Below are 14,124 nucleotides of genomic sequence, written 5' to 3'. Positions count from 1 at the left end.
AAGGATGCTGGACGAATCCGCCTGACGGGGGAACACTCGACGCGGGCCGTTCGCTGTACAGAGAGGACGCAGACGGCGTCCCCAGGCCGCACGGCCCCACGCACGGGAGCATCACGACCACATGGACATCGACAGCAGCAGCGATCCGGGCCCGAGCTCGGGGATCGCGTCCCGTACCACCGACCAGGCGACGGTCCTCACCCTGTGGGGCGAGGTCGACGCGGCGCTGCGCGAGGCGGCGAGCGACGCCATGGCGGCGCTGGCGGCGCGGGGCAGCGCGCACCCCATCGTGCTGGACACCCGGGACGTCACGTTCATCGACTCGTCCGGGGTCGCGTTCATCCTGCAGGTGTACATGCTGGGCCAGGAGACCGGCACGTCCGTGAGCCTGTACCAACCGTCCGAGGCGGTCGCGGAGGTGCTGGACATGGTCGGCATGGGCGGCCGCATCCCCCTCGCGGAGGCGGCGCCCGCCGGCCGGGCCGGCTGAGCGGGTGGCCGCCCAGGTCGACAGCGGCGTCGACGAGAGCACCGTCCGGGCCGCGCGCCTCGCCGCCACCGGTCTGCGCGAGCAGCGCCTGCCCGACGCGCCCGCCGTCGTGGACGCGCTCCTCGCGGTGCAGGGGCAGGAGCTGCAGCCCGCGCTGTGGGGCCTCTCGCGGCGGGTGACGCCGTCCGCGCGCCCCGGCCGCGCCGCCCTCAACGCGGCGCTCGCCGACGGCGAGCTGCTGCGCACCCACCTGCTGCGCCCCACCTGGCACCTGGTGCGGCCGCGCGACGCGCGGTGGCTGCTCGAGCTCAGCGCGCCGCGCGTCGAGAGGCTGATGGCGTCGACCGAGCGGTCGTGGGACCTCGGCGACCTGGGCCCTGGCACGGACGCGGTCGCCGCCGCGGTCGCGGACGGGCCGCGCACGCGCGCGCAGATCAAGGCCGAGCTGGTCGCCCGTGGCGTGCTCGACCCCGACGCGCCCGGCCTCGCGTTCACCCAGATGCTCATGCACGCGGAGCTGCAGCGCCTCGTGATCAGCGGGCCGCCGCCCGTCGGCAAGGAGCTGCAGCACCAGTCGTACGCGACCTTCGACGACCGCGTGCCCGCCGGCTACGGCCCGCTGGGCGAGCGGTTCGACGCCGAGGCGGCCGTCGTCGAGCTGTGGCGCCGCTACCTGCCCGGCCGCGGCTTCGCGACCCTCAACGACCTGCGGCTGTGGGCCGACGTCACCGTCCGCGACCTCGCGCCGGCGCTCGCGGCGCTGACGGACGCGGGGGAGGTGGTCCAGGTGGCGGGCACGGGCGACCTCGACGGCCTGACCCTCGTCGCGACGGCCGCCACCGCCGCCCGGTGGGCCGGCGGGGCGCCCCCGGCCGACCAGGGGGCCGACCCGGGGGCCGACCGGGCGGCCGAGGACGGTCCGGTCGCCGACCTGCTGCAGGCCTACGACGAGCTGCTGATGTCGTACCGCGAGACCCGGCACGTCGTGCTCGACCCGGCCCTGCCGCCGCAGGACCGCGCCGGGGCGTACGTGCACTCGGCGGCGGTGGACGGCGTCGTCGCCGGGCGCTGGCGCTGGCCGGCGGGCGTCGGGCAGCGCGTCGACGTGCAGTGGCTGCGTGACCCGGCCCCGGCCGAGCGGGCCGCGCTGGACGCCGCCGTCGCGGACCTCGACGCGTACCTGGACTGAACCTGGACCGGGCCGCCGCGCGCGCCGTCCGGATGGCAGGGTGGTGCCGTGCATCTCAACTGGGCCGGCAACCTCACGTACTCCGCACGCTCCGTCGTGCGCCCCGCGTCGCTGGAGGAGCTCGCCGACGTGCTCACCGCCGGCGGACCGGTGCGCGCGCTGGGGTCGCGCCACTCGTTCAACGACGTCGCCGACACGGACGGCGTGCACGTCCAGGTGGACGGTCTCGACGACGGCCGCCCCGCGGTGGAGCCGCTGACCGGTGACGACGGGGCCGAGGGCGACGTCGTGTCCGTGAACGCGGGCCTGCGCTACGGCGAGGTGTCCCGCGCCCTGCACGCCACCGGACGCGCGCTGGGGAACCTGGCGTCCCTGCCGCACATCTCGGTGGCGGGTGCGGTCGCCACGGCCACGCACGGCTCCGGCGACACGAACCAGAGCCTCGCGAGCGCGGTCGAGGGCCTGGAGATCATGACGCCGGGCGGCGAGCTGCGGCGCATCACGCGCGCGAGCGACCCCGACGTCTTCCCCGGCACGGTCGTGTCGCTCGGGGCGCTGGGCGTCGTGACGCGCGTCGAGCTGCGGACGGTCCCGGCGTACCTGGTGCGGCAGGACGTCGCGGCGGAGGTCCCGTGGGACACGTTCGTCGCGAGCTTCGACGCGATCACGTCCGCCGCGTACTCGGTGAGCGCCTTCACCAGCTGGGACGAGCCGGCCGTCCGCCACGTGTGGTTCAAGTCCGTGGCCCGCGCCGACCGGCCCGAGGTGCGCGGGCTCGCCCCCGACTTCCTGCGCTGGTCGGACGTGCCGGTCCACCCGCTGCCGGGCGTGGACCCGTCGGCGTGCACCGAGCAGCTCGGCGTGGACGGGCCGTGGCACGAGCGGCTGAGCCACTTCCGGCTGGAGTTCACCCCGTCGGCCGGCGACGAGGTGCAGTCGGAGTACCTGCTGCCGCGCCGCAACGCGGCCGCCGCGATCGAGGCGATGCGCCGCCTCGGCCCGACGGTGGCGCCGCTGCTGCAGACCAGCGAGATCCGCACCGTCGCCGCCGACGACCTGTGGCTCAGCCCGTTCGACGAGCCCTCGGTGGGCTTCCACTTCACGTGGCTGCCGCGCGAGGACGAGGTGCGGGCCGTGCTGCCCGCCGTCGAGCAGGCGCTGGTGCCGCTGGGGGCCCGGCCGCACTGGGGCAAGGTCAGCACGCTCGACGCGCCGACGACGACGGCGATGTTCCCCCGGTTCGACGACTTCCGGCGCCTCGCCGCGCGGTTCGACCCCGAGGGCCGCCTGCACGGCGGGCTGGTGGGCCGCCTGCTCGCGTCCTGACCTGCCCGGCAGGTCAGTCGTCGTCGCGGTTCTCGCGGACCTTCTCCACGCCCTCCTTGAGGAGGAAGAGCGGCAGGACGAAGGCCGCGAGCATGCCCGCCAGCCACACGATGACCGGGCCGATGATCCAGCCGGCGACGCCGCCGACGTCGAGCCCGTCGGTGAAGACCACCGCCACGATGAGGGCGACGAAGGTCGAGAGCAGGCCGACGCCGCCGACGAGCGCGGGGGCGTTGTTCCGGGCTGCCTTGGTGAGGAACGGGGAGATGATCGCCTGCGCCACGGCGAAGATGACGATGGCGAGGATGAAGCCGAGCGGCTCCGACCAGTTGATGGAGAACGTCTGCAGGTCGAAGGCGGCGAAGATCCCTGCGGCGACGAGCACCCCTACCGTCGCCGCCAGCAGAAACACGGCCGTGCGGAGCAGGAACCTGATCATCTTCGGAGCATATGGAGACGCTGGCCACACGGCACCTCGGGGGTTTGCCGGGGGGTATACCGAACGTGTAAGAGAGGAGAGAACTCCAGAGAGGTGATTGATGCAGCTGTTGCCGTCCGACACGGAAAAGCTCCTGCTGAGCGTCGCGGGCATGGTGGCCCGTGACCGCCGAGAGCGAGGGGTCCTCCTCAACCATCCGGAGGCCGTGTCGTTGTTGTCCTGCTGGGTGATCGAGCGCGCGCGGGAGGGCGCACGGGTCGCCGACCTGATGAACGACGGCCGCACCGTGCTCGGCCGCCACGAGGTGATGGACGGGATCCCGGAGATGATCCCCAACCTCCAGGTCGAGGCCACCTTCCCCGACGGGCGCAAGCTCGTGACGATCACGGAGCCGATCCAGTGATCCCGGGCGAGATCCGCACCCGCCCCGAGCCGCTCGAGCTGAACGCGGGCCGCGAGCGCCAGAGCGTCGTGATCCTCAACGGCGGCGACCGCCCCGTCCAGATCGGCTCCCACCTGCACCTGCCCGACGCGAACCCGGCGCTGCGCTTCGACCGTGAGGCCACCCGCGGGTTCCGCCTCGACGTGCCCGCGGGCACGTCGGTCCGGCTGGAGCCGGGCGTGAGCCGCACGGTGCACCTCGTCGCCCTCGGTGGCCGGCGCTTCGTGCCCGGCCTGCAGATCCGCGACCTGTCGCGCGAGCCGGAGTCCGTCGAGCGCGAGCCGCGACCGGTGGTGCCGTTCGGCACGCCCGGCGTGGACGTCCCGGAGCCGCAGAACGCGTCGGCCACGCCGATGCGCGTGGGCGAGGTCGAGGCGCACGACGGCGACCCGGCCGACGTCGAGCCCACCGATCCTGAGTCCAGCCCGCCCACCCACCCGACGAACGGCCCGACGAACGGCCCGACGACCACGGAGGAGGACCGGTGACCCAGATCGACCGGCGCGCGTACGCGCAGCTGTACGGCCCGACGACGGGCGACCAGGTGCGCCTCGCGGACACGGACCTGTGGATCGAGGTCGAGCAGGACCTCACCGCGGGCGGCGACGAGGCGACGTTCGGCGGCGGCAAGACCATCCGCGAGTCCATGGGCCAGGGCGTCACGCTGCGCTCCGAGGGCGCGCCGGACCTGGTGATCACCAACGTCCTGATCCTCGACCACTGGGGCATCGTGCGGGCCGACGTCGGCGTGCGCGACGGCCGCATCGTGGCGATCGGGAAGGCCGGCAACCCCGACGTCATGGACGGCGTGCACCCCGACCTGCGGATCGGGCCGAGCACGGACGTGATCGCGGGCGAGGGCAAGATCCTCACCGCCGGCGCCGTCGACACGCACGTGCACTTCCTCAGCGAGATCGAGATGCGCGAGGCGCTCGTCACCGGCACGACGACGGTGGTGGGCGGCGGCACCGGCCCGACCGAGGGGTCCAAGGCCACCACGGTGACGCCGGGCGCCCGGTCGCTGACGATGATGCACCGCGCCCTGGACGACCTGCCGCTCAACGTGCTGCTGTTCGGCAAGGGCAGCACCGTCTCGCAGGACGCGCTGGCCGAGGAGGCCCTCGCGGGCGCCGGCGGCTACAAGGTGCACGAGGACTGGGGAGCCACCCCGGCGGCGATCGACGCGGCGCTGCGCGCGGCGGACGAGTTCGGCCTCCAGGTGGCCCTGCACGCCGACAGCCTCAACGAGACCGGGTACGTGCAGCACACGCTGGAGGCGATCGGCGGGCGCGGGATCCACGTCTTCCACGCCGAGGGCGCGGGCGGCGGGCACGCGCCCGACATCATCGTCACGGCGGGGGAGCGCAACATCCTGCCGGCGTCGACCAACCCGACGCTCCCGTTCACCGTGAACACGGTGGACGAGCACCTCGACATGCTGCTGGTGGTGCACCACCTCAACCCGCGCGTGCCGGAGGACCTCGCCTTCGCCGAGTCGCGGATCCGCGCGTCGACGATGGCGGCCGAGGACGTCCTGCAGGACATGGGTGCCCTGTCGATCACGTCGACGGACGCGCAGGCCATGGGCCGCATCGGCGAGCTGATCTGCCGCACCTGGCAGGTGGCGCACGTGATGAAGAACCGGTTCGGCACGCTCGGCTCCAGCCTGCCGGCCGACAACGAGCGAGCCCGCCGGTACGTCGCGAAGTACACGATCTGCCCGGCCGTGGCGCACGGCATCGACCACGAGGTCGGCTCCGTCGAGGCGGGCAAGCTGGCCGACCTGGTGCTGTGGGACCCGGCGTTCTTCGGCATCCGCCCGGCCGCGGTCATCAAGGGCGGCGCGATCGTGGCGGCCCCTCTCGGCGACCCGAACGGGGCGGTGCCCGCCCCGCAGCCGGTGTTCATGCGCCCGGCGCTCGCCGCCCAGGCGTCGTCGGCGCCGGGCCTGGCGGTGACGTTCGTGGCGCAGGCGGCGCTGGACGACGGGCTGGAGGAGCGGCTGGGGCTGCGGCGCCGGCTGGAGGCGATCCGGCCCACCCGCGACGTCACCAAGCTCGACATGCCGAACAACACGGCGCTGCCGCGCATCGACGTCGACCCGGAGACGTTCGCCATCAGCATCGACGGGGAGCCCGTGCGGGCCCAGCCCGTGGACGTGGTGCCGCTGGCCCAGCGGTACTCGATGTTCTAGATGGCGACCGCCGCTGCCCCCGCCGGGGCGGCCGGCCTCGGCGCGCTGCTGCTCGCCGACGGCCGGCTCCCGGTGGGCGGTCTCGTGTACTCGGCGGGCCTCGAGCCCGGCCTCGCGGACGGCATGACGCAGGCCGACGTGCCCCGGTACCTGCGCGCCCGGCTGCGCACCGTCGGGCTCGTGGACGCCGCCGCGGCGGTGCTCGCGCACCGTGCCGCGACGTCGGACGCCGGGTTCGGGCTCGACGACGTCCAGGAGGCGCTCGCGGCCCGCACGCCGAGCGCGCCCCTGCGCGACGTGCAGGGCGTGCTCGGCCGCGGCCTGGCGCGCCTCGGCGAGCGGCTCCGTCCGGACCACCCGGCCACCGTCGCGCTGCGCGCGCTGGGCCGGGCGCCGCTGCGGCCCGTCGCGCTCGGGTGCGTGGCCGCCGCACTCGGCGTCGACGCGGAGGCGACCGCACGGGCGAGCCTCTACGACGACGCGCAGGCCGTGGCGTCCGCGGCGCTCAAGCTCGAGCCCGGCGACCCGGCGGACGCGGCGGGCTGGGTGCTCGCCGCCGAGCCGGACGTCGCCGCCCTGGTGCGCGCCGCCGTCGCCGTCCCGCACCCCGACGACCTTCCCGCGACCACCGCCCCCCAGGCGGAGGGCTGGTCGCTCACCCATCAGCACAGAACCAGGAGAATCTTCGTTGCCTGAGAACCACACCCCCACCCACGACCACGCCGCACCCGCCCGGGCGCTGCGCCTCGGTGTCGCCGGCCCGGTCGGCGTCGGCAAGTCCACGATCCTCGCCACGCTGTGCCGCGAGCTCGCGGACGAGCTGAGCATGGCCGTCGTTACCAACGACATCTACACGGACGAGGACGCGCGCTACCTGCGGTCCGCCGGCGTGCTGCCGGTCGAGCGGATCCACGCCGTCGAGACCGGCGCGTGCCCGCACACCGCCATCCGCGACGACGTCACGCCCAACCTGCTGGCGGTCGAGGACCTCGAGGAGCGGTTCGCGCCGCTCGACCTCGTCGTCGTGGAGAGCGGCGGCGACAACCTCACCGCGACCTTCAGCCCGGCGCTGGTGGACGCGCAGATCTTCGTGCTCGACGTCGCGGGCGGCGGCGACGTGGCCCGCAAGGGCGGCCCCGGCATCGAGCGCGCGGACCTGCTGGTCGTCAACAAGACCGACCTCGCCCCGTACGTCGGCGTGGACGCGGAGCAGATGGTCGCGGACGCGACGTCGGCCCGCGACGGCCGCCAGGTGCTCGCGCTGAGCCAGCGCGACCCGGAGTCCGTGACGCGCCTGGGCGACTGGGCGCGCGAGGTGCTGCGCAGCTTCCGCGCGGGCCGGCACGTGGCGCAGGACCCGGGCCCGATGGCGCCCCACACCCACGCCGACGGCACCACGCACGCGCACGCGTGACCGCGTCGACCGGCACCGACCGCGGCACGGCGCGTGATGCGGCGGAAGGCACGGCGGGCACGGCGCGCGTGACCGTCGAGCTCGTGGACGGGCGCGCCCGCCTCGTCGAGCTCGTCGGCAGCGTGCACCTGCGCCCGCGGCCGGTGCTGGTCGACGGCCCGCTCGCGCGCGTCGCGCTGGTCGGCACGTTCGCCCTGCTGCTCGCGGGGGACGACGTGCGGGTCGAGCTGCGCGTGGGCGCGGGCGTCGTGCTCGAGCTCATCGAGCCGTCCGGCGTCGTCGCGTACGACGTGCGCGGCGGCGACGGCGCGTCCTGGGCAGTGCACGCGACGGTGGCCGAGGGCGGCGCGTTCGTGTGGAAGGGCGCGCCGTTCGTCGTGACGGCGGGGGCCGACGTCGAGCGCGGCACCGCCGTCGAGCTCGCCGCCGGCGCCCGGGCGCTGATCAGCGAGACGCTGGTGCTCGGCCGCGCGGACGAGCCCGGTGGAGGGCCGCTGCGGTCCCGGTTCCGGGCGCGGCTGGACGGCCGACCGCTGCTGGTCGAGGACCTCGACCTGCGCGACCCGTGGCTCGCCGCCTCGCCCGGCGTCGTCGGCGCGCACCGCGTCGTCGCCTCCGTCATGCTGCTCGGCACGCGGCCGGACGCCGCCGACGGGGAGGGCGAGACGCTCCTCGCCGGCCCGGGCGCGCTGGGGCGCGTGCTGGCGCCGCACGCGCACGAGGCGGACGCCGTCGTCGACGCGACGTGGGCGCGGTGGCGCCCGCTCGTCGCGGCCTGACACCGGGTACGACGCGACCTCTCAGAGCGCGAGCAGCGCGATGCCGGCCACGACGACGAGCGACCCGACGATCTTCACGGCCGGCCGCGGCTCCTTGAACAGCCACCACGCGAGCAGCGTGCCCACGACGATGCTCGACTCGCGGGCCGGCGCCACCAGGGCGATCGGCGACGTCTGCATCGCGACCAGCACGAGGATGTACCCCAGCGGCGACAGCACCGCGACCAGCGCGATCGCCCGGACGTGCTGCCGGCTCATGCGGACCGCCTCCGCGCGGCGGCCGCGGTCGCGCAGCACCGGCGCCAGCGTGAGCGACTGCCACACGGCGTTGCACGCGAAGTAGGCCACCGGGTCGAGGGCGAGCGTCGTGACGGCGTGCCCGTCCCAGAGCGTGTACGCGGCGATGGCGGCGCCGGTCGCGAGACCCCAGCGGACCCCCGCGAGGCCTCGCGACGCGTCCACGCCCGACGCGCCGGAGCTCGCGACCACCGCCACGCCCGCGATCACGACGAGGCCGCCCACCACGTTGACGGCGTCGACGTGCTCGCCGAGCACCACCAGCGCCACGAACATCGTCAGCAGCGGGCCCGTGCCGCGGGCCGTGGGGTAGACGATGCCCAGGTCGGCGCGGGCGTAGCCGGTGTTGAGGGCCACACCGTAGAGGTTGTGCAGCACGCCGGAGACCGCACCGGCGAGCAGGAGGGCGCCGAGGTCGGGCCAGCCGTCGCGGGCCAGGATCACCAGGCCCACCGGCACCCACAGCACCGCCGACGCGGTGGCGTAGAGCCAGACGAAGACGCGCGAGTCGCCGGTGACGCTCTTGGCGGCGACGTTCCAGATCGCGTGCAGCACCGCCGCCGTCAGCACGAGCGCGATGGAGGCCGGGGTCACCGGGTGACCGTACCCGCCGACCCTGCTCGCTACGTCGTCGTGACCGTCGCCGTGCCGGTGATCCACGCGGCGAGCTGCCGCGGCGCGTCGAGGTGTGCCAGGTGACCCTGCCCGGGGAGCACGTGCGTCGTCGCGTGGGGAACGACCCGTCGGACGTCGTCGAACGTCGTCCCGTACGGCGGTCGGCCCCGGTGGGCCCCGCCGACGACGAGGTCGACCCGGCCCGCCCGGCCCGCCAGCCCCTCCGGCAGGGCCGTGGCGTTCAGGGCTGCGGTCTCGGCGTGCACCGGTGCGGCGAGCCGCGTCATCGTCGCCCAGGCGGTCGGGTCGGCCCGCAGGGCCGCGACGTCCCGGGCCTCCAGGCGGGAGACCCGGCCGAGGACGATCTCGACGGTGGCGTCGTCGTCCTCGTCCGCCGCGGCCTGCCCGAGCGCGGCGAGCGCGTCGGCCCCGAACGGCCGGGCGACCGGGTCGTAGGCGACGACGTGCGGCACCGGCTCGTTGCCCGCGAGGTGCAGCGCGATCAGGCCCCCGTAGCTCCAGCCGAACAGCGTGCGGACGCGCGTGAACCCGCGGAGCACGGCGGCGAGGTCGTCGAGCTCGGTCCGCAGCGAGTAGCCGGTAGGGAGGGGGCTCGACGGGTGCCGGCCCCGGCGGTTCACGACGGCGACCGTCGCCCAGCTCTCCAGGGCCCGCGCGACCGGGCCCCAGGCGGCGGCGTCGCTCAGGACCCCCGGGACCAGCACGATCGCGTCGTCGTCGGGCTCCCCGTAGACGTCGACGGCGACCCGGCCGCCGTCCCGCACGGTCACCCATTTCTGTAGCGTTCGCTCCATAACTCGGATTCTGCATCGATCGCTCTAGAATCACAAGGTGCCCACCCGAGCCGCCGGACGCCCCCGTACCTTCGACCGCGACCTCGCGCTGCGGGACGCGGCGCGTCTCTTCTGGCGGCACGGCTACTCCGGCACGTCGACGCGCATGCTCACCACGGCCCTCGGGATCTCCAGCTCGAGCCTCTACGCCGCCTTCGGCTCCAAGGAGCGGCTGTTCGACGAGGCCGTGCGCGCCCACACGGGCCGGTACGGGGACGTCTACGCGCGCGCCGTCCAGGAACCGGACCTGGCCGGGGTGATCGAGCGGGTCCTCGTCGGCTCCGTCGACGAGTTCACCCGGCCGGACGACCAGCCCGGGTGCCTCACGACGAGCGCCGCGATGGCGGACACGTCGGCGACGCTGGACGTCCGGGCCTTCGTCGTCGAGGCGCAGGGGGCCGACGAGGCGCTGCTCCGCGCCCGGGTCGAGCGGGCGGTCGTGGACGGCGACGCGCCGGCGGGCACGGACGCGGGGACCCTGACCGGGCTGGTCCAGACGCTCTGGCACGGCCTCGCGGTCCGCGCCGAGCTGGGTGCCGGCCGCGAGGAGCTCCGCGCTGCCGCCCGCCTCGCCGCGGCGCGGCTCGCGCCGCCGACGTAGCGATTCGTCGCCGTCAGCGCGCAGGACGACGACGATTCGCTACGTCACCTGGCTACGTCACCTGGCAGCAGCACCCGCTCGTCGGCGAGCGCGTCGACCAGCGGGTGGTCGTGGGAGACCAGCAGCACGCCGGCGCCGGCGGCGGCGAGCTCCCGCAGCACCTGCGCGACGGCGGCGGTGGTGGCGGCGTCGAGCATGGCGGTGGGCTCGTCGGCGACGAGGTAGCGCGGCGCGGCCAGCAGCGCGCGGGCGAGGCAGGCGCGCTGGAGCTGGCCGTCGGAGACCTGCGCCGGGAGGCGGCCCAGCAGGTCCGGCGTCAGGCCGACCCGGCGCGCGGCGCCCGCCACCCGCGCCCGCCCGGCCGAGGCACCGCGCTCGCGGCGCGGCAGCGGCTCCGCGACGATCGCGCCGAGCGTCAGCCGCGGGCTCGTCGCCGCCCGCGGCGACTGGTGCAGCAGCCCGACGACGCCGGTCATGCGGCCCCGCCGCGTCGGCACGGGCTCGCCGTCCACGAGGACGGCGCCCTCCTGCGCCGGCTGCAGCCCGCACAGGATGCGCCCGAGCGACGACTTCCCCGCCCCCGAGGGGCCGGTCAGCCCGACGATCCGCCCCGGCTCGACGGCGAGGCTCACGCGGTCCAGCACGAGGGCGCCGGCCGGGCGCGGGGCGCCGGCGGGGTACCAGCAGCTCACGCCGTCAGCGACGAGCGCCATCAGGCACCCCCTCCTCGACGACGTGCGCGGCCTGACCGTCGGCCCCGAGCCGGTCGGCGAACGACGTCGCCGGGTCGAGGTCCGTCAGCTCGGGCGGGGTGCCGGGGACGGGCACGAGCCCGCGCGACGGCAGCGCACCGAGCAGCGCGGCCGTGTAGTCGTGGCGCGGCGCGCGCAGCACGGCGCCGGTGCCGCCCTCCTCGACCACCCGGCCCGCGTACATGACCGCGAGCCGGTCCGCGACGCCCGACGTCTCCAGCGCCTGCAGGTCGTGGGTGACGAGCAGGACGGCGGCGCCGGCGTCGGCGACCTCGCGCAGCAGGCCCAGCACCTGCGCGGCGAGCTCGGGGTCGAGGCCCGCGGTGGGCTCGTCGGCGAGGAGCACGGCCGGGTCGCCGGCCAGCGCCGCGGCGAGGGCGGCGCGCTGCGCCATCCCGCCGGAGAGCTCGTGCGGGTACCGGTCGCCGTCGTCCGGACGGAGCCCGACGCGGGCCAGCAGGTCGGGCACGGTCGACTCCGGGTCCTCGGACGCCGCCCCGAGCGCCGCGAGCGTCTCGGCGAGCTGCGCGCCGACGGTGCGCACGGGGGTGAACGAGGCGGCGGCGGACTGCATCGACAGCCCCACCACCCGACCCCGCAGGTCCCGCCAGCGGCGCTCGGGCGCGCCGAGCAGCTCGTCGCCCGCCACCCGGACCGACCCCGTGGCGCGGGTGCCGGGCGGCAGCAGCCCGCACAGCGCCGACGCGAGCACGGACTTGCCGCAGCCCGCCTCGCCGACCAGCGCGGTGATCTCGCCGGCGCGCAGCGTCAGGTCGACGTCGGTGGCGGCGTGCACCCACCGCCCGCCCGCGGGCAGCCGCAGCGTGAGGCCGCGCACCCGCACGACGGGCGCGTCGTCCGCCGTCGCCGTGGGGCGGTGAGCGGGCGTCCGGCGTCCTCCAGGCCCGGACAGGGGGCCGGACGCCCGCTCGCGGCGCTCGACCGGCTGCCGGGCCGCGCGCGCGACGCCGGACACGGCCAGCGTGGTCAGCACGAGCACGCCGGCGGGGAAGGCGAGCGTCCACCAGGCGCCGGTGAGCACGTCGCCGCGGGCGATCTCGAGCAGGGTGCCGAGGCTCGCACGGTCGGGCGGCAGGCCCAGGCCGAGGAAGCTCAGCGTGGCCTCGTGCCAGACGGCGTGGGGCACCAGCATGACCAGCGCGACGAGCGCCTGCGGGGACGCGGCGGGGACCAGGTGCTCGCGGGCCACCTGCCTGCGGGTGGCGCCCGCCAGGTACGCGGCGTCGACGTACGCCGACGACCGCACCGCCAGCATCTCGGCCCGCACCACGCGCGCGACCTGGGGCCAGTGCGTCACCGCGATCGACGCCATGATCGCGACGAGCGAGCCCGGGAAGAACGCGACGACCACGATGCCGAGCAGCAGGTGCGGCAGCGCGTTCACGCCGTCCGTCGCCCGCATCACGGCGGCGTCGACCAGACCGCCGCGCGCCGCGGCGGCTGCCCCGACGCTCACGCCCACCGCGACGGCGACGGCGGCGCACCCGAGCGCGACAACCAGCGACACGCGCAGCCCCTGCGCCACGCGCACGAACAGGTCGTGGCCGGAGTGGTCGGTGCCGAACGGGTGCGCGAGGCTCGGCGGTCGCAGCGCGGCGCCGAAGTCGACCGACGTCGGGCCCGCGAGCAGGGGCACCAGGACGGCGTACGCGACCAGGAGCGCGAGGAGGATCGCGGGCGGCAGGAACCGGCGGGCGTCACGCATCGACGACCACCCGCGGGTCGAGCAGCAGCTGCGCGACGTCGGCGAGGCAGGAGCCGATCAGCACGGCCGCCGTCGTCACGACCGTCAGCGCCGCGAGGAGCGCCAGGTCGAGCGCCTGCGCGGACGACACGACGGCGCCGGCGATGCCGGGCCAGCCGAAGACCTCCTCCACCAGCACGGCCCCGACGACGAGCTCCGGCACGCGCGCGCCCACCACCATGACGAGCGGGCCGAGCGAGACCGGCAGCACGTGCCGGGTCAGCACCGTGCGCGGGGGCAGGCCCCGGGCACGCGCGCCGCGCACGGCGTCGGACGCCGCGGCGCGGGCGGCGGCGGTGCGGACGCCGAGCAGCATCCAGGGCAGCATCGTCGCGGCGAGCACCGCGGCCGGGAGGGCGAGGTGCGCCGCCACGCCCGCGACGGTCGGCAGGGCGCCGGGCTCGGCGACGCCTGCCACGGGTGCCGCCCGGAGGGTGACCGCGAAGACCAGCACCGCGCCGAGCGCCACGACGAACGGCGGCACGGACTGCAGCAGCACGGCGAGCCCGCTGAGCGCGGCGTCGAGCCGCCCGCCGGGTCGCGTGCCCGCGACCAGCCCCAGCACGACGCCCAGCACGAGGGCGATCGCCAGCGCCGTCCCGGACAGGAGCAGCGTCCACCCGACCCGCTGCGCGAACACGTCCGCGACCGGCATCGTGAACACGCGCGACCAGCCCAGGTCGCCGTGCAGCAGGTCGCCCGCCCAGGCGAGCCAGCCCTGCCACCACGGGAGGTCGAGGCCGAGCGTGCTGCTCAGCGCCGCCCGGTCGGCCGCCGACGTCTCCTGGTAGCGCGCGCCGAGGTACGCGGCGAGCGGGTCGAGCGGCGAGTGCTCGGCCAGCACGAACACCAGCGCGGAGACGGCGAGCAGCACGGGCACCCCGAACGCGACGGCGCGCAGCGTGACGCGGCGCAGGTCGCCCGACCGGCGCGCGAGGGCCCCGGCCCTCATCGCGGGCCCCGGCCG

General features: G+C 76.1%; 16 protein-coding genes. 10 read left to right on the top strand and 6 right to left on the bottom strand.

The features are described from left to right. The first annotated feature begins 121 nt into the window (after window positions 1-121). From ACFQ80_RS03405 to ACFQ80_RS03395, 3 genes are read left to right on the top strand one after another with little or no spacing between them, the layout of a single operon-like run. Window positions 122-490 carry an STAS domain-containing protein gene (locus ACFQ80_RS03405; RefSeq protein WP_430550890.1) on the top strand — a complete coding sequence of 123 codons (369 nt, stop codon included), beginning with the start codon at window positions 122-124 and terminating at the stop codon, window positions 488-490. Between the two features lie 4 nt (window positions 491-494). Continuing rightward, a complete protein-coding gene (locus tag ACFQ80_RS03400; RefSeq protein WP_430562552.1) occupies window positions 495-1,679 on the top strand; it encodes a winged helix DNA-binding domain-containing protein in 1,185 nt (394 codons plus the stop codon). Between the two features lie 48 nt (window positions 1,680-1,727). Beyond that, window positions 1,728-3,005 (top strand): FAD-binding protein, encoded by a 1,278-nt coding sequence (locus ACFQ80_RS03395; protein WP_430562551.1) that lies wholly within the window; start codon window positions 1,728-1,730, stop codon window positions 3,003-3,005. A 13-nt stretch (window positions 3,006-3,018) separates the two neighbouring features. Here the strand turns inward: ACFQ80_RS03395 and ACFQ80_RS03390 are convergent, their stop codons facing one another. Continuing rightward, complete coding sequence (locus ACFQ80_RS03390) at window positions 3,019-3,444, bottom strand: hypothetical protein (RefSeq protein WP_430550893.1); 426 nt, start codon at window positions 3,442-3,444, stop codon at window positions 3,019-3,021. Window positions 3,445-3,544: 100 nt separating this feature from the next. On the opposite strand from ACFQ80_RS03390, the gene ACFQ80_RS03385 reads away from it, so the two are divergent. From ACFQ80_RS03385 to ACFQ80_RS03360, 6 genes are read left to right on the top strand one after another with little or no spacing between them, the layout of a single operon-like run. Beyond that, window positions 3,545-3,847 (top strand): urease subunit gamma, encoded by a 303-nt coding sequence (locus tag ACFQ80_RS03385; protein WP_430550894.1) that lies wholly within the window; start codon window positions 3,545-3,547, stop codon window positions 3,845-3,847. After that, window positions 3,844-4,374: an urease subunit beta gene (gene ureB / locus ACFQ80_RS03380; RefSeq protein ID WP_430550895.1), complete on the top strand. Its 531-nt coding sequence runs from the start codon at window positions 3,844-3,846 to the stop codon at window positions 4,372-4,374. Before ACFQ80_RS03385 ends, ureB begins: the two co-directional genes overlap by 4 nt. Next, window positions 4,371-6,080: an urease subunit alpha gene (locus ACFQ80_RS03375; RefSeq protein ID WP_430562550.1), complete on the top strand. Its 1,710-nt coding sequence runs from the start codon at window positions 4,371-4,373 to the stop codon at window positions 6,078-6,080. The genes ureB and ACFQ80_RS03375 overlap by 4 nt, the downstream gene beginning before the upstream one ends. Continuing rightward, window positions 6,081-6,776, top strand: a complete 696-nt coding sequence (locus ACFQ80_RS03370; protein ID WP_430562549.1) for an urease accessory protein UreF — start codon at window positions 6,081-6,083, stop codon at window positions 6,774-6,776. It begins immediately after the preceding gene. Continuing rightward, window positions 6,769-7,494, top strand: a complete 726-nt coding sequence (gene ureG / locus ACFQ80_RS03365) for an urease accessory protein UreG (RefSeq protein ID WP_430562548.1) — start codon at window positions 6,769-6,771, stop codon at window positions 7,492-7,494. Before ACFQ80_RS03370 ends, ureG begins: the two co-directional genes overlap by 8 nt. Further along, window positions 7,491-8,273 (top strand): urease accessory protein UreD, encoded by a 783-nt coding sequence (locus tag ACFQ80_RS03360; protein ID WP_430562547.1) that lies wholly within the window; start codon window positions 7,491-7,493, stop codon window positions 8,271-8,273. The genes ureG and ACFQ80_RS03360 overlap by 4 nt, the downstream gene beginning before the upstream one ends. Before the next feature lie 21 nt (window positions 8,274-8,294). On the opposite strand, the gene ACFQ80_RS03355 is transcribed toward ACFQ80_RS03360, so the two are convergent. After that, on the bottom strand, window positions 8,295-9,164 hold the full coding sequence (locus ACFQ80_RS03355; RefSeq protein ID WP_430550900.1) for an EamA family transporter: 870 nt from the start codon (window positions 9,162-9,164) through the stop codon (window positions 8,295-8,297). 29 nt (window positions 9,165-9,193) lie between these two features. Then, window positions 9,194-10,000: an alpha/beta fold hydrolase gene (locus tag ACFQ80_RS03350; RefSeq protein WP_430562546.1), complete on the bottom strand. Its 807-nt coding sequence runs from the start codon at window positions 9,998-10,000 to the stop codon at window positions 9,194-9,196. Window positions 10,001-10,037: 37 nt separating this feature from the next. On the opposite strand from ACFQ80_RS03350, the gene ACFQ80_RS03345 reads away from it, so the two are divergent. Then, entirely contained in the window at window positions 10,038-10,640 is a 603-nt protein-coding gene (locus tag ACFQ80_RS03345; protein WP_430550902.1) for a TetR/AcrR family transcriptional regulator, read from the top strand. 44 nt (window positions 10,641-10,684) lie between these two features. Here ACFQ80_RS03345 and ACFQ80_RS03340 read toward each other — a convergent pair whose 3' ends face one another. Genes ACFQ80_RS03340 through ACFQ80_RS03330 form a run of 3 tightly spaced genes read right to left on the bottom strand, consistent with a single transcriptional unit; the run spans window position 10,685 to window position 14,109 of the window. Then, complete coding sequence (locus ACFQ80_RS03340) at window positions 10,685-11,353, bottom strand: ATP-binding cassette domain-containing protein (RefSeq protein WP_430562545.1); 669 nt, start codon at window positions 11,351-11,353, stop codon at window positions 10,685-10,687. Next, a complete protein-coding gene (locus ACFQ80_RS03335) occupies window positions 11,337-13,118 on the bottom strand; it encodes a dipeptide/oligopeptide/nickel ABC transporter permease/ATP-binding protein (protein WP_430562544.1) in 1,782 nt (593 codons plus the stop codon). The genes ACFQ80_RS03340 and ACFQ80_RS03335 overlap by 17 nt, the downstream gene beginning before the upstream one ends. Continuing rightward, window positions 13,111-14,109, bottom strand: a complete 999-nt coding sequence (locus tag ACFQ80_RS03330; protein WP_430562543.1) for an ABC transporter permease — start codon at window positions 14,107-14,109, stop codon at window positions 13,111-13,113. The genes ACFQ80_RS03335 and ACFQ80_RS03330 overlap by 8 nt, the downstream gene beginning before the upstream one ends. Window positions 14,110-14,124 lie beyond the last annotated feature (15 nt).

Source organism: Isoptericola sp. NPDC056578 (assembly GCF_042793275.1).
Lineage (GTDB): Bacteria > Actinomycetota > Actinomycetes > Actinomycetales > Cellulomonadaceae > Isoptericola.
Note: the sequence above shows the minus strand (reverse complement) of the source record. Positions and strands in the feature narration are given on the sequence as shown.

Coding starts and splice junctions, on each gene's coding strand:
- ACFQ80_RS03335 (WP_430562544.1), bottom strand. CDS start 13,118: ATGCGTGACGCCCGCCGGTTCCTGCCGCCCGCGATCCTCCTCGCGCTC.
- ACFQ80_RS03390 (WP_430550893.1), bottom strand. CDS start 3,444: ATGATCAGGTTCCTGCTCCGCACGGCCGTGTTTCTGCTGGCGGCGACG.
- ACFQ80_RS03385 (WP_430550894.1), top strand. CDS start 3,545: ATGCAGCTGTTGCCGTCCGACACGGAAAAGCTCCTGCTGAGCGTCGCG.
- ACFQ80_RS03330 (WP_430562543.1), bottom strand. CDS start 14,109: ATGAGGGCCGGGGCCCTCGCGCGCCGGTCGGGCGACCTGCGCCGCGTC.
- ACFQ80_RS03350 (WP_430562546.1), bottom strand. CDS start 10,000: ATGGAGCGAACGCTACAGAAATGGGTGACCGTGCGGGACGGCGGCCGG.
- ACFQ80_RS03405 (WP_430550890.1), top strand. CDS start 122: ATGGACATCGACAGCAGCAGCGATCCGGGCCCGAGCTCGGGGATCGCG.
- ACFQ80_RS03370 (WP_430562549.1), top strand. CDS start 6,081: ATGGCGACCGCCGCTGCCCCCGCCGGGGCGGCCGGCCTCGGCGCGCTG.
- ACFQ80_RS03340 (WP_430562545.1), bottom strand. CDS start 11,353: ATGGCGCTCGTCGCTGACGGCGTGAGCTGCTGGTACCCCGCCGGCGCC.